This window comes from Chelativorans salis, from assembly GCF_025336525.1.
GTDB classification, from domain to species: Bacteria; Pseudomonadota; Alphaproteobacteria; order Rhizobiales; family Rhizobiaceae; genus Chelativorans; species Chelativorans salis.
Window position 1 is genome coordinate 127,722 of the sequence record NZ_JAOCZP010000009.1, and the last position, 13,239, is coordinate 140,960.

General features: G+C 62.9%; 12 protein-coding genes. 5 read left to right on the forward strand and 7 right to left on the reverse strand.

Features of this window, described 5'->3' with window-relative positions; all coding sequences use genetic code 11:
* Positions 1 to 4: 4 nt before the first annotated feature.
* Positions 5 to 925, reverse strand: coding sequence for an arginase (gene rocF, locus N5A92_RS22605; RefSeq protein WP_260906511.1), 921 nt, complete (start codon positions 923 to 925; stop codon positions 5 to 7).
* Positions 926 to 1,057: 132 nt separating this feature from the next.
* Between rocF and N5A92_RS22610 the strand changes: the two genes are divergently transcribed.
* Both N5A92_RS22610 and N5A92_RS22615 read left to right on the forward strand, forming a co-directional pair.
* Positions 1,058 to 1,495, forward strand: coding sequence for an Lrp/AsnC family transcriptional regulator (locus tag N5A92_RS22610; protein WP_260906512.1), 438 nt, complete (start codon positions 1,058 to 1,060; stop codon positions 1,493 to 1,495).
* Positions 1,496 to 1,526: 31 nt separating this feature from the next.
* Positions 1,527 to 3,287, forward strand: coding sequence for a M14 family metallopeptidase (locus N5A92_RS22615; protein ID WP_260906513.1), 1,761 nt, complete (start codon positions 1,527 to 1,529; stop codon positions 3,285 to 3,287).
* A gap of 4 nt (positions 3,288 to 3,291) precedes the next feature.
* Here the strand turns inward: N5A92_RS22615 and xylB are convergent, their stop codons facing one another.
* The 6 genes from xylB to N5A92_RS22645 form a co-directional block, all read right to left on the reverse strand.
* Complete coding sequence (gene xylB, locus N5A92_RS22620) at positions 3,292 to 4,770, reverse strand: xylulokinase (RefSeq protein ID WP_260906514.1); 1,479 nt, start codon at positions 4,768 to 4,770, stop codon at positions 3,292 to 3,294.
* Between the two features lie 7 nt (positions 4,771 to 4,777).
* Entirely contained in the window at positions 4,778 to 5,767 is a 990-nt protein-coding gene (locus N5A92_RS22625) for a sugar-binding transcriptional regulator (RefSeq protein ID WP_260906515.1), read from the reverse strand.
* A complete protein-coding gene (locus tag N5A92_RS22630; protein ID WP_313958448.1) occupies positions 5,764 to 6,564 on the reverse strand; it encodes an HAD-IIB family hydrolase in 801 nt (266 codons plus the stop codon). The genes N5A92_RS22625 and N5A92_RS22630 overlap by 4 nt, the downstream gene beginning before the upstream one ends.
* Positions 6,561 to 7,391, reverse strand: coding sequence for a carbohydrate ABC transporter permease (locus N5A92_RS22635; RefSeq protein WP_260906516.1), 831 nt, complete (start codon positions 7,389 to 7,391; stop codon positions 6,561 to 6,563). Before N5A92_RS22635 ends, N5A92_RS22630 begins: the two co-directional genes overlap by 4 nt.
* 3 nt (positions 7,392 to 7,394) lie before the next feature.
* Positions 7,395 to 8,321: a carbohydrate ABC transporter permease gene (locus N5A92_RS22640; RefSeq protein ID WP_260906517.1), complete on the reverse strand. Its 927-nt coding sequence runs from the start codon at positions 8,319 to 8,321 to the stop codon at positions 7,395 to 7,397.
* Positions 8,322 to 8,568: 247 nt separating this feature from the next.
* Positions 8,569 to 9,912: an ABC transporter substrate-binding protein gene (locus tag N5A92_RS22645; protein ID WP_260906518.1), complete on the reverse strand. Its 1,344-nt coding sequence runs from the start codon at positions 9,910 to 9,912 to the stop codon at positions 8,569 to 8,571.
* Between the two features lie 157 nt (positions 9,913 to 10,069).
* Here N5A92_RS22645 and N5A92_RS22650 point away from each other — a divergent pair, with 157 nt between their 5' ends.
* The 3 genes from N5A92_RS22650 to hxlB all read left to right on the forward strand — a co-directional run bounded on the left by N5A92_RS22650 (position 10,070) and on the right by hxlB (position 13,209).
* The gene (locus N5A92_RS22650; protein WP_260906519.1) at positions 10,070 to 11,200 is read left to right on the forward strand and encodes an ABC transporter ATP-binding protein; all 1,131 of its coding nucleotides are present in this window, start codon (positions 10,070 to 10,072) and stop codon (positions 11,198 to 11,200) included.
* A gap of 112 nt (positions 11,201 to 11,312) precedes the next feature.
* Entirely contained in the window at positions 11,313 to 12,617 is a 1,305-nt protein-coding gene (locus tag N5A92_RS22655) for a sn-glycerol-1-phosphate dehydrogenase (RefSeq protein ID WP_260906520.1), read from the forward strand.
* Positions 12,618 to 12,642: 25 nt separating this feature from the next.
* Complete coding sequence (gene hxlB / locus N5A92_RS22660) at positions 12,643 to 13,209, forward strand: 6-phospho-3-hexuloisomerase (protein ID WP_260906521.1); 567 nt, start codon at positions 12,643 to 12,645, stop codon at positions 13,207 to 13,209.
* Positions 13,210 to 13,239 lie beyond the last annotated feature (30 nt).

Sequence of the window (13,239 nt, forward strand, 5' to 3'; positions counted from 1 at the left end):
GGGATCAGTGGCTCCTTGTGGGGCGATCCATGATGCGGCGGCCCATCAGGCTTGCCGTGAGGTCGACGAGAAGGGTTGCCGTGCGCCCTCTTTCATCGAGGAATGGGTTTAGCTCGACGACGTCGAGACTGGAGACGAGGCCGCTGTCGTGCAGCATCTCCATCGCCAGATGCGCCTCGCGAAAGGTAGCGCCGCCGGGAACGGTGGTGCCGACCGCCGGTGCGAATGACGGGTCGAGGAAGTCGACGTCGAGGCTGACATGCAGGAGGCCGTTCGCCGCCGCCACCCGCTCCAGAAAAGTGCGGAGCAGCGACGCCACGCCGTGTTCGTCGATGGCGCGCATATCGTGCACGGTGACACCGGCGGCGGCAAGCGCCTGGCGCTCGGCGGGATCGACACTTCGCAGGCCGAAGGTGCAGACATGGCGCGGGTCGACCGGCGCCGCCAGCTTGGGGAAATAGCCTTCGAACCCCTTTTGGCCGCAGGCATAGGCAAGCGACACGCCGTGCAGATTGCCGCTTGCCGTGGTCTCGAGTGTGTGGAAATCGGGATGGGCGTCGAGCCACAGGACGAAGAGCGGCCGTCCCATCTCGGCCGCACGCCGCGCGACGCCGGAGACCGATCCCGCGGAAATACTGTGGTCACCACCCAGAAAGATGGGCATACCCTCGCCGCTTGCCATATACGCCGCCTCGGCGATGGCGGTTGTCCAGGCGACGATCTCCGGCAGCGCACGAAGCGCAGTGTTGTCGTGGATGAGCGGCTGCGGCGGTGCTGGTGTGACGGTACCGAGATCGCTCACCTCATGTCCGAGATCGGTCAGCGCCGCGACAAGACCCGCCGTCCGCAACGCGCTCGGCCCCATCTCGCAGCCCATCCGGCCAGCCCCGTCTTGAACGGGTATGCCCAGGATCTTGCAGTGCATCGCCCAACTCCGCCAATGTTGCGAACGCCCGCCATTCGATCTCGATTTACCGTCAGAATGAACAAGCCAATTTGACATATATATCGAAACTATTTACCGATTTGGCAATGATCGCCACCATATCGGCTAACGATGGATCAGATCGACGAACGTCTCATCACGCTTCTTCGCCACGACGCGCGGCGGGGCATATCCGACCTGGCGCTCGATCTCGGCGTATCGCGGGCTACGGTGCGCGCGCGCATGGTGCGTCTCGAGCAGTCAGGCGCCATCATCGGCTACACCGTCGTCCTGCGCGCGGATGCGGTCGATTCTCCCGTGCGCGGCATCATGATGGTGGAGATCGAGGGGCGTATGGCAGATCGAGTCATCCATTCGCTCAGCGGACTTGCGGAGGTCTCGGCGATCCACACAACCAATGGACGCTGGGACATCATAGTCGAACTCGGCACAGCGGCCCTCGCCGATTTGGACGCCGTGCTGCGGCGCATTCGCTTGATTCCGGGTATCATGGCCAGCGAGACAAGCCTGCTCCTGGCCACACCCCACAGCACGAAGGCGCGGCTCTGATATTGGCGTTGCGAGTAATCGATCCTTCTCGATGATCCTAGACGAAACAATTCCACGAACGCTGGAGACCCTCGTCTCCCAATTGACGCGGCCTGCCTATCGCGGAGCTCGGGTTGAAGCGTGGCTCTTCGAGGATGAAGCCGCACGGCGCGCGTGCGAAGACCGGCTTGCGGCCGCCGGCGTGGAAGCCCGCCTGCGCAGTGCCTACAAACCGCTTCTGCATTTCTTTCTGGAGGAGGTGGACCTGGCCGCCCTGTCGGGCGTCACGATCCGCTATCCCCGTCATCCGAACGCACCGGGCCGACGCTTTCTCCTGGAGGCCTATCCTCTCGCCGCCCTCCTCAAGGATGCGGAGACCGTCTTCGAAACCAGCGACCAGGACGGGCTGGAGTATTTCCTCACCCTCGTCCGGAAGGATGGAGCGGTGGAGGAGCATCGCATTTTCGCTCCCAACCGGCTTCATGTCGATCCGCTCGGACAAACCCTGCTTTCACCGACAGGCTGGCTCAAGATCACCGGGGGAAAGGACGGCAGCGACACGGACTGCCGTCTTGCGACCGATTACGAAAGCGCGTTTGAGCTCGTGATTACCGCCGTCGGCACGCATTCCTGGCCGGCGCACGAGCCCTATTTCGAGGAGCTTCGCATCAGGATCGATCTGCCGGGGCAGGAGCGGCCGCTTGACTGCGGCGACGAGGCGGTGAGCCTTCATGAGGCGTTGCACGAGGATGTCTGTTTTTCGCTCCTGCAGATTCTTCAGCACCATGCGGGACGCACGGCCGGGGACAGGACCTTCCAACCCGGACAGATCGTTCCCGATGTCCGCGCATACGGTGACACGCTGCGGGTGCGGGTTAGCGTCGAACCCTTGACGACCGGGGAGGCAGTCGTTCCCCGTCAGCCGCTCGCCACTGCATCCGCCCCGTTGGGTATTGCCCAGATCCAGTATGAGCTTGCCGCGCGCGGCGGAACGGGTTTCGAGGCGCGCTCCCGCGCCGGACGGGCGGTTCAGGGGGTTTATCGTCGCGGAACGGAAGCGGCCGTGCTGATCAGCGCAGGTCAACATGGCAACGAGACATCGGGCGTGGTGGGGGCGCTGCGGGCAGCCGATGCGCTTGCCGCGCGGCCCGGCACGCATTTCGCCGTCATCCCGCTCGAGAACCCTGACGGCTATGCCCTCCATCAGCGCCTGAGCGCGCATCAGCCGCGTCACATGCTCCATGCGGCCCGCTATACCGCATTTGGAGACGATATCGAATATCGGGTGAGCGAGCCGTTGCATGAACTTGCCGCACGGCGTGAAGCGTTGAGGCTCACGGATGCGAAACTCTACATCAACCTGCACGGCTACCCGTCGCACGAATGGACGCGTCCGCTTTCAGGCTACATTCCGCGAAACTTCGAGACGTGGACGATTCCCAAGGGCTTCTTTCTGATCATGCGCCATCACGAGGGTTGGCGCGAACCCGCTTTGAAGCTCGTCGACGCCGTGACCGCGAGGCTTGCCGCTCTTCCGGGGCTGATGGATTACAACCGGCAACAACTCTTCCTGTTTGAAACGCACGCCGGCGAGACCGGGTACACCATGGTCAACGGCTTTCCCTGCCTGATCGGCGAAGAGGATCGTCATGCGGTGCCGATGACGCTGATAACGGAGTTTCCCGACGAGACGATCTACGGAGAGGCTTTCGTCTTCGCTCATACGGCGCAGATGGAAGCCGTGCTGGCCGCCTATGAGGCCTATAATACGCTTCAGGTGTCGGCCTCAGATAAGCCGCCGCGCTCCTATTGAGCGCTCAGGTGACACGATCCAGCGCCGTATCCCTGAGCTTTTCGTATTTTGCGCGCCGATCGCCTAAAAGGGCAGCGAGATCGGGTTCCGGCTCGATCATGCGGTCGAGCTCAGGTTCTGCCGCCAGGAGGTCTAGCGGATCTTCCGGCTGATATGCGGCGGCCATCGCCAGCTTTGCGGCCCCCATCGCGGCCGCATTCGCACGGCCCTTAGAGAGAATGATCGGTATGCCATACAAGGCGGCGATCATGCGCGGCCAGATACGTGACTGCGATCCGCCGCCGACCACCTGCAACTGCGAGCAGGTTATGCCGTGGTCGCGCTGGGTCTGGACCACTTCCGCGAAATGAAAGGCAACGCCCTCGAAGACCGCCCAAGCCAACATCTCCCGCGTTGTCGAGAGTGACAGCATGTCCGCCAGTCCGCGCAGGCGCGCATTCTTGTGCGGTGTGCGCACGCCGTCGAGGTAGGGCAGGATCACCGGCGCACCGGCGATCCGCTGGGGGTCGTTCTCAAGAAGTGTCTCGGCTTGGCCGTCCAGCTCGGCCTCGTGCGTCCCCATGATCGTCGCCATCCAGTTGACGGCGCTGGTCGCGCTCATGGCGACGCCTTGTGAGGAAAACTGGCCGGGGGCGGCGTGTGGCGGGGTTTGCACGCCTTTTCCGGGGATTGGCCGGAATGTCGGCGTCGAAACGCACAGAACGCCCGAGGTGCCGATCGTCAGGACACCGCGTTCGGGACGGGCCGCGCCGACGCCGATCTTGCAGGCCAAATTGTCGCCGGCGCCGCCGGCAACGACGACGGGTCCCTGGATGCCCCACCGTTCACATAGTTCGCGCCGCAGCTCGCCCGCCGGCTCCCAGGCATTGATGAGCCTCGGCAATTTTTCCAGCGCGAAGCCTGCTGCCTCGGCGAGATCAGATGCGAAGGCCATCCGGCGGTTGTCGAAGAGAAGCGTGCCGCTGGCGTCACTGGGTTCGCTGGCCCGCTCTCCTGTCAGCTTCAGCCGCACATAATCTTTCGGCAGGAGAAGGCAGTCGGCCTTTTCGATCGTCTCCGGCTCGTGCCGTGCCAACCACATCAGCTTCGGAGCGCCGAAGCCGGGATCGGGATCGATGCATGAGCGCTGCCCCATGTCGGGCACGGCCACCTGCAAGCGACGGGCCTCCTCGACCGCCCGTCCATCGTTCCAGAGGATCGCGCGCCGGACCGGCCGGTCGTCCTTGTCGATGAGGACCGTGCCCAGCATCTGGCCCGACAGACCGATGCCGCTGAGCGCTGCCATCTCGGCAGGCCGCACCGCCGCAAGTTCATCGAAAACAGCGCACAAAGCGTCCCACCACTCGTCCGGGTGCTGCTCGGACCATCCGTCCTGCAGGCGTGTTACGGAGAGGTTTCTCGTCGCTGTCCCGAGCACCTGGTGATCGTCGTTGACGAGGATCGCCTTGACGCCCGAGGTTCCGATGTCGATGCCCGCAAACATGGCTTGACTAGCCCTCCGCCGGCTCAAGGCCCGCCAACACGCCTTCCGCCGTCGCCTCGTCCGTGACGAGACCCACGAAGGCGCCGGTCAGAAGAGCGGCGCGGATGATCGGTATCTTGCCGGGTCCTCCTGCGGCAAGGATCGCATTGCCGATGCGCCCGACATCGGCCGCCCCTATGCCGATGATGCGGTCGTTGATCGGGTGATCGACCAGTTCGCCCCGGGCATTGAGAAACTGCCCCTGAATGTCGCCGACCGCACCGGCCTCTATCAATTCCTCGATGCTGACATCGGAGGGAAGCGCATAGCGGATCAACAGCGAATCGCGCGACATGTCGCCCGTGCCAAGGGCGCAGGCATCTACCGAGCGGATGCGCTCGAACACGTCGTCGAAGAATTCGGTATCGATTATGGCGTCGCGCGCAGCCTTCGACGGCGCATAGATTGGTGCGGTGAAATAGGTGCGCTGCGCGTCGAACTGCGATGCGAAAGCCTTCACGATGTCGAAGGAATTGACGTCCGACCCCTGCGACAGCCCACCGAGCAACGAGACGAACTCAAGATCGGGCCGCGCTGTCGGGCGCAGGAAGCGCGAGGCGTTGTAGATGGTCATGCCCCAGGACAGACCGAAGCGCTTTACACTGGTGTCGGCCAGGAGGGGGGAGAGCTCCATGGCGAGCGCGGCGCCGACCGTCGTCTGCACCTTGGTCTTGTCCTTCGGGCTCGGCACAATTCGCACGCGCTCCAGGCCGAACCGCTCGCGCATCTGCGCTTCCAGCTCGACCGAGCGCAGGAAGGGCGATTCGATCGATATGCGCACAACGCCCTCCCGGCGCGCATCGCGCAGTGCCTGGTTGATGCGCAGCCTGTTCGTGGCCAACCGGTCGGCCACCGCCTGCTGGTTGATGCCCTCCACGTAGTAGTGCCAGGCGACGCGGGCCAGGAAATGCGCTTCCTCGTCGGGCGGGGTGGCTTCCTCGACCATCAGATCCTTCATTTCCTGACCTCCAGCAGTGCCGCGGCAACCTCGCGGAACCCAGTAGCGTTCTTACTGGCGGTAATCCAGCGAGGAGGGGTTTGCAGCCGGAAGTCGCGCACGTTGGCGACGCCGATGCTGTTGCGGAAGAAGGCGAACATCGGTTGATCGTTAGGGCTGTCGCCGACGAAGACCGAAAGCGCGTTCGTGTCCGGATCGTCGATAGAGACGCCGAAATTCTCCTTGAGGCAGATGCGGGCCATGGAGAGCTTGTCATAGACGCCGAACCAGCCATTCACATGGATAGAAGACACCTTGGCGGTGGCGCCGCCCTCTTCGAAAAGCGTTACGATGCGTTCCACCGCCTTGTCGTCCAGCGGGGCGACGTCCTCGCGGAAGTCGATGGCGAGGTCGGCGACCCTATAGTCCTGGTCCGACGCGACCCCTGCTCCCTCGACCTCGGCGAGGATGCGGTGCCGCAGCGTCTCCAGGCGCTCCCTGTCCGCCTGCCGCTCCGCATCCGTTTTGGCAAAGCCACTGCGCATCTTCCGGTTCTCGCGGTCGTAGGCGAACCAGAATGCGCCGTTCTCCCCCACAACGGCATCAACGGGCCACATGCGCGCGATGTGATCGCACCAGCCGGCGGGCCGACCTGTAACGGGGATGACCTTCAGCCCGGCCTCCGACAGTGCCTCGAGGGCTGCAAGGCTGCTGCTTGGCAGAAGACCGTCGGTGGTCATCGTGTCGTCGATGTCGGTCAGGACGAAGCGCACCGCGGCACGTTCGGCGGTCGGAAACTCCCGCAGCGGCCGCATCATTTCACGGCGCCCATCGTCAGCCCGCGCACGAGCTGTTTCGAGGCGATCAGCGCAAAGATGATGACCGGCACGACAATCAGCGTCGAAGTGGCCATGATCTTGCCGTAGGGTAACGAGTAGCCTTCCATGAAAGACACGGCCACGGCGGGCGCCGTCTTGGCCACGTTGCGCGTCAGCACGAGCGCATACATCAACTCGTTCCACGAGAAGATGAAGGAGAAGATTGCCGACACGGCGATGCCGGGCGCGGCCAGCGGCAGGCACAGCGAGAAGAAGATGCGCCACTGTGAAGCGCCTTCCAGAATCGCCGCCTCGTCAATCTCGCGCGGGATCGAGCGGAACTGGTCGGTGCAGATCCATATGACGATTGGGAGATTGAACGTCAGATAGATGAGGATCAGCACGATGTGCGTGTCGAGCATGCCGAAGCTGCGCACGATCAGGAAGAAGGGCAGCGCCAGCACGATGGGGCTGACCATGCGGTTGGTGATGAACCAGAACCACAATTCCTTCTTGCCCCGAAACTCGAACCGCGCCAGCGCATAGGCGGCGGACGTCCCGAGGAGGATGGCCAGGAAGGTGGTGCAGACGGCGACGATGAGCGAGTTGATGAGGCTCCTGGCGACAGCGTCCTCGAACAGAACCTCGTAGTAATTCGAGAAAGACACGTCGAAGATCCAGGCCGGCGGCGTCTGCAGCGCGACGATCTGCGTTTTCAGGCTCGTCAGCACCATCCAGTAGAACGGAAACAGGCAGAACAGGATGATCGCTGCCAGAAGGACCACCTGGGCGGCAAGGGACGGCGTGGTGGTCGTGTGCTCACGCATCTCTCAAACCTCCCGGTAGAAGAAGCGGATATAAAGCCGGCTGAGAACGATCGTGATGACGAGGAGGATCATCGCCTGGGCGGAGGCCAGCCCCTGATCGAAAGCACGGAAGCCGACGCGCTGAATAAGCAGACTGATAAGTTCGGTGGAAGAACCAGGCCCGCCGCGCGTCATGGTGAACACCATGTCGAATTGCTTGAGCGTGTCGGCGGTGCGCAGGATGAGGACGGCGGTGAGGCCGGGAATAAGAAAAGGCAGTTGCACGTAGCGCAGCACGGTCCACCAGCTTTTCGTTTCCAGCCGCGCGGCCTCCTCGATCTCTCCGGGCACGGTGGTCAGCCCTGCCAGGAGCACCAGCGCGCAAAAAGGCGTCCATTGCCAGACGTCCCAGAAGACGATGGCCGCGAAGGCATTCGTCGGGTGACCTAGCCAGTTGACTGGCGCGATACCGACGAAACCCAGGAGTTGGTTCACGACGCCGTATTTCAGATTGAACATGATCTGGCCGAGAAGGCCGACGACAGCGTATGTGGTGGCCATGGGAATGACCAGCGACAGCCGCGCAATTGTCTTGAGAAACGTCAGCCCCGGACGGTGCAGGATAAGGGCGATACCAAGTCCCGCCGCAATCTGCACCGGGAGTGCCAGGATGAGCAGCAGAAAGGTGCGCCCCATCGCATCCCAGAACACCGAATCCGTGAGCACGGTCGCATAATTTTCCAGACCGACGAAGGGCGTACGCTGCAACCGCGTCAGATTGTAGTCCCGCATCGACGTCCAGATTGCGAAGACGAGCGGCGCTATGCCGATAACGGCCAGCGTGATCACGGCGGGGCTGAGAAAGCTGAACATTGTGCCACGAGAGGCGGTCCCGGCGTTCACCGTCTCTTCCGGCACCCCCCGTTCAAGATCTTGTGTCTTCTGCAGCATCTATATCCTGATCTCCCGCGCAGCGCTGGACATAGAACCCGCCTCCAGACCCCGCACTTCGTTCGTCACCGGGCATTGAACCCGTTCTCCCCCAACCCGGTAGCGAGAATGCACATATTACCGGAAGATGCGGTGCGTTCCGACCGGAGATCCGGCTTCGGGGAATGCTCAGCCGGCAAGGAGGAGAACCGGCTGAGCACCACGCCGCGGCACGGCGCGACCGCCGTGCCGGAGAGTTGTTGCGCGCCTACTGCACCAACGGCTTTTCACCGTCATAGTAGCCGGCTTCTTCCAGGACCGCTTCCATCCGGTCGCCGATTTCCTTGGCACCCTCTTCCGTGGAGACCTCGCCAAGCATCATCTTGGTGCCCCACTCCTGCACGATCTCCGTGATCTCCGGCCATTCGGCGAAGCGGGGACGGAACTCCGGCACACCTTCCTGCCAGCTTTCCACGAGTGCCGGCACGAAGTCGTATTTCTCCGCAACGCCTTCCATCTCGTAGACGGACTGGCGCGCCGGCACGCCGCCGAGTTCCAGATATTCCGCCGCGTTCTCCTTCGAGGTGATCCATTGGATGAACAGCCAGGCGGCCGCCTGTTCGTTCTCGTCGGCCTGCGAGGCGACGGCTAGTGAGAAGCCGCCCAGCGCCGGCTTGCGGCCAGCCGGACCTTCCGGCTCGGGCGCGACCGCGAGGCAATCGCCGATGGTCGAGGTATCGGGGTTCTTCAGCGTCGAATAGAAGGACGACCACTCGGTGATCATGGCCACATCGCCCTGCGCGAGCGCGTTGACAGCCTCTGCGTGGTCATAGGCGACAATGCCTTCCGGCATATACTGCATCAGGTCCTGCCGGAACTTGAGACCGGCCTGGCTTTCCTCCGACATCAGGTTGGACCTGAATTCGTCGTCGAGGAAGGAGCCGCCGAAGGGCCACAGCACGCGCGCGAAACTGTCCGCCGACTGCGTCTCATTTCGCTTCGACTGCAGCGCGAAGGCATATTTGCCGTCCTTGGTCAGCGCCGGACCGTATTCGTCCTTCAGTTCAGTCCAGGTCTGCGGAGGGCCGTCGAAGCCAGCCTCCTCCAGCATGCAGCTGTTGTAGAACAAAAGCCCGGAATAATTGTCGAAGGGCAGGCCGTATAGCGTACCACCCCATGACCCGAAGGCGTCCAGCACCAGCGGGAAGAAGTCGTCCAGATCGAGATCGGGATCGGCGAGCGCCGGATCGTTGATGAACTTCTCGGCCGGCACGATCCACTCGTTCTCGGCGAAGTTGCCGATCCACACGAGATCGACCAGCGCAATATCGAAGTCGCCGCCGGCGACGAAATCGCGCACCTGTTCGCCAAGCGCGTTCTCATAGGGCATGTCCGTGACATTGACCTTGATGCCCGTCTTTTCCTCGAACTCCGGCAGCATCTTCTTCGCTGCCTCGTAGCCCGGCCTCAGCAGGAAGACGACATCCACCGTCGTGCCCGCATAAGGCTCGGCGGCTTCCTCCAAGGACCAGGCGAAAGCGGTAACGGGCGAAAGCGCAAGCGCCAGGGCGGCGCCTCCCATCAGCCCCTTGATCGTTGACTTCATACTCATCTGTTTCCTCCCAGAAGCGTCATACCAATCGATCTTTACATTTACATTTTTTCATTTACATTTGTAAAAGTCAATCGCGGAAACGCCGTTGCGCCACTACGATCGCGAATAGCCGCAGTGGGCTGTTTCAGGCGCTCAAAGCAGGGAGGAAGAGCGGGTGGCGTCCGTAAAAATGCGAAACATCAACAAGTACTACGGCGATTTCCATGCGCTGATCGACATCGACCTCGACATTGCCGACGGCGAATTCGTCGTCTTCGTCGGCCCGTCCGGCTGCGGAAAATCGACGCTCCTGAGAACGCTCGCCGGCTTGGAAGGCAGCTATACGGGCGTGATGGAGATCGGCGGGCAGGACATCAGCAAGGCCGCGCCCTCGGACCGCGGTGTCGCCATGGTCTTTCAGTCCTACGCGCTCTATCCGCATATGAACGTGCACGACAACATGGACTTCGGCATGAAGGTCAACAACGTGCCCAAGGCCGAGCGGGAAGAGCGCATCGCCAATGCCGCGCGCATCCTGCAACTCGAACCGTATCTCGACCGCAAGCCTGCGCATCTTTCCGGCGGCCAGCGCCAGCGTGTGGCTATCGGCCGAGCCATCGTGCGCCAACCGAAGGTGTTCCTGTTCGACGAGCCGCTATCGAACCTCGACGCCAAGCTGCGCGTGCAGATGCGCATCGAGCTCGAGAGCCTGCACAAGCAGCTCGGCGCGACCATGATTTACGTCACGCACGACCAGGTGGAAGCCATGACCATGGCCGACAAGATCGTCGTCCTGAATGGCGGCCGCATCGAGCAGATCGGAACACCGATGCAGCTCTATCACACACCGGCAACGCGCTTCGTCGCTGACTTCATCGGCTCGCCTTCCATGAACTTCCTGCCCGTTTTGCTGGGGAGTTCGGAAGGCAGCGCTCCGGTTGGACGCTACGGTGAAACCGAGATCAGGCTTCCCGAAGGCGTGCAGGGCAAGGCTTCAGGAAATATCACGCTCGGCGTCAGGCCGGAGCATCTGGATATCGCACCCGCCGATGCTGGGCCGGAGGTTGGCAGGAATGGGCGGGCCCATGTTTCGGCCGGTGCGCTAGGCGGCACGGTCGCCGTCAAGGAAACCCTCGGCGGAGAAACGATCCTCTATGTGGACACGCGGGAAGGCGACCGCGTGACCGTTAAGGTGGACGGTGATACGGCGATCGACCGGGGGACCGCGGTGACAGTGTCCATTCCCTTTGAACGTATCCATTTATTCGACGCCGGCGGCGCAACGCTGACCAATCGTGAAGGGTGAAATGAACGGACCGAGTTCCCAGCCAATTGAGGGAAAGGCACGCGCGGACGACGTAAGCGACCGGCGTTACACGATTCCTGCGGTCAAACATTCGAAGGCAATAGAAAGCGTGGTGGCAGGTCATGTGTGCCTACAGGAAGCCGGGGCGGTATTTCGCCGGCACTTCGGCGCAGCGCCGGCGCTGATCGTTGCCGATGAGAATACCTATCCGGTTGCCGGTGAGGCGGTGCGCGCTGCTCTTGTCGAAGCGGGCATCAACGTCGAAGCGGAGATATTGCCGGCGAAACCGCGCCTGGCACCTGATCGCCTGACCGCCGAGCGCATCGCGGCACGGGTCGGAGAAATGGGTGCCGCAAACAACGGGGGTAACCCGGTCCCTGTGGCGGTCGGTTCGGGTGTCATCAACGATCTGACACGCTATGCGGCTTTCTCCGCCGGTACCCGCTTCATGAGCGTGCCGACGGCGGCATCGATGGACGGTTACACGAGCGCCGGCGCTCCCCTGTCGGACGAGGGCTTCAAGATCACGATTCAGTGCGCCCCACCCCGTGTCATCCTAGCGGACCTCGATGTCATCGCCGGCGCGCCGGCCAGGATGAGCGGTTGGGGCTATGGCGATCTGGCAGGCAAGGTGCCGGCGGGGGGAGACTGGCTTGTCGCCGACGCGCTGGGGGTGGAATCCCTCGACGATACTGCCTGGCCGATGGTGCAGAACGAGCTGCGCGGCTGGCTATCGGACCCGGAGGGCGTGCATCGTGGCAATGGCGCAGCCATCGCCGACTTGTTCATCGGCTTGGCCGTCTCGGGCGTAGCCATGGAGGTCTACGGCTCATCGCGCCCTGCATCCGGTGCAGAGCACCAGATCGCCCATATATGGGAGATGGAGGATCTTTCCCACGAGGGGGAAAAGGTCTCCCACGGCGCCTGCGTTGCAATCGGCAGCCTGTCGATGCTGAGCCTGTACGACTGGCTGCTTGATCAGGATATTTCAGCCATAGAACCGGCGGTGATTCCCCCTCGCGCTCCGGATTGGTCCGCCGTTGAAGCGGCCATCGACGAAGCCTTCCCCAACGCCAACATCGCCCGGCGCGCAAAGGAGGAAATGCGCGAGAAATGGGTCGAGCGCGAAATCTTGGCTGGTCGCCTGGCAAAGCTAAGGGATGGCTGGCCAGCGTTGCGCGATGTGCTATCTTCCCATCTCATGCGCGAAAGTCAGATGCGCGACCTCCTGGCGGCCGCCGGCGCACCGGTCACCACGCGTGAAATCGGGCTTTCGCCAGAGCGGCATCGGGCCACTATACGCAATGCCCGCTGGATCCGCAGGCGGTATACCCTGCTCGACCTGCTCGCCGATGCCGGACTTCTTGAGCAAGCCGTGGAAGCCTGCTTTCCTGACGAAGCTCCACTCTATTCCTGACTTCCGCGACTGAGGGAGGCACGCTTTGATCGACATCGCCGAGGCAGGTACAAAAGCCACAAGTGAAATCGCGCGATCGCTGGCGCAAATCGACGAGGATGCGGCAGCCCGCGCCGTCGCCATGTGCGCCGATGCGCGGCGCATCGCCCTCTACGGCGTCGGGCGCGAGGGGCTGATGATGAAGGGCCTCGCCATGCGGCTTTTCCATCTCGGCCTGGACGCACATGTGGTTGGGGACATGACCACACCCCGGCTGGGCGAAGGCGATCTCCTGATCGTCAGCGCCGGGCCCGGCTATTTCTCGACGGTCTCAGCGCTCGTGGCAACTGCGCGTGCGGCCGGCGCAAAGACCCTGTGCATCACCGCACAGGCCGACGGCGAGAGTGCCCGCCTCTGCGATGCTGTTCTGGTCCTGCCTGCGCAGACGATGGCCGACGACACGGGCAGGGAGGCAGCAATCTCGATCCTGCCCATGGGAAGCCTCTTCGAAGGCGTCCAGTATCTTGCCTTCGAGCTCCTGATCATGGCGCTCAGGGAGCGGCTGGGCGAGAGTGCCGAGACCATGCGGGCACGGCACACAAACCTTGAATGACGTACCGCCCGTCTACCTTGGTTTCATGCC

Coding starts and splice junctions, on each gene's coding strand:
- rocF (WP_260906511.1), bottom strand. CDS start 925: ATGCACTGCAAGATCCTGGGCATACCCGTTCAAGACGGGGCTGGCCGG.
- N5A92_RS22610 (WP_260906512.1), top strand. CDS start 1,058: ATGGATCAGATCGACGAACGTCTCATCACGCTTCTTCGCCACGACGCG.
- N5A92_RS22615 (WP_260906513.1), top strand. CDS start 1,527: ATGATCCTAGACGAAACAATTCCACGAACGCTGGAGACCCTCGTCTCC.
- xylB (WP_260906514.1), bottom strand. CDS start 4,770: ATGTTTGCGGGCATCGACATCGGAACCTCGGGCGTCAAGGCGATCCTC.
- N5A92_RS22625 (WP_260906515.1), bottom strand. CDS start 5,767: ATGAAGGATCTGATGGTCGAGGAAGCCACCCCGCCCGACGAGGAAGCG.
- N5A92_RS22630 (WP_313958448.1), bottom strand. CDS start 6,564: ATGATGCGGCCGCTGCGGGAGTTTCCGACCGCCGAACGTGCCGCGGTG.
- N5A92_RS22635 (WP_260906516.1), bottom strand. CDS start 7,391: ATGCGTGAGCACACGACCACCACGCCGTCCCTTGCCGCCCAGGTGGTC.
- N5A92_RS22640 (WP_260906517.1), bottom strand. CDS start 8,321: ATGCTGCAGAAGACACAAGATCTTGAACGGGGGGTGCCGGAAGAGACG.
- N5A92_RS22645 (WP_260906518.1), bottom strand. CDS start 9,912: ATGAGTATGAAGTCAACGATCAAGGGGCTGATGGGAGGCGCCGCCCTG.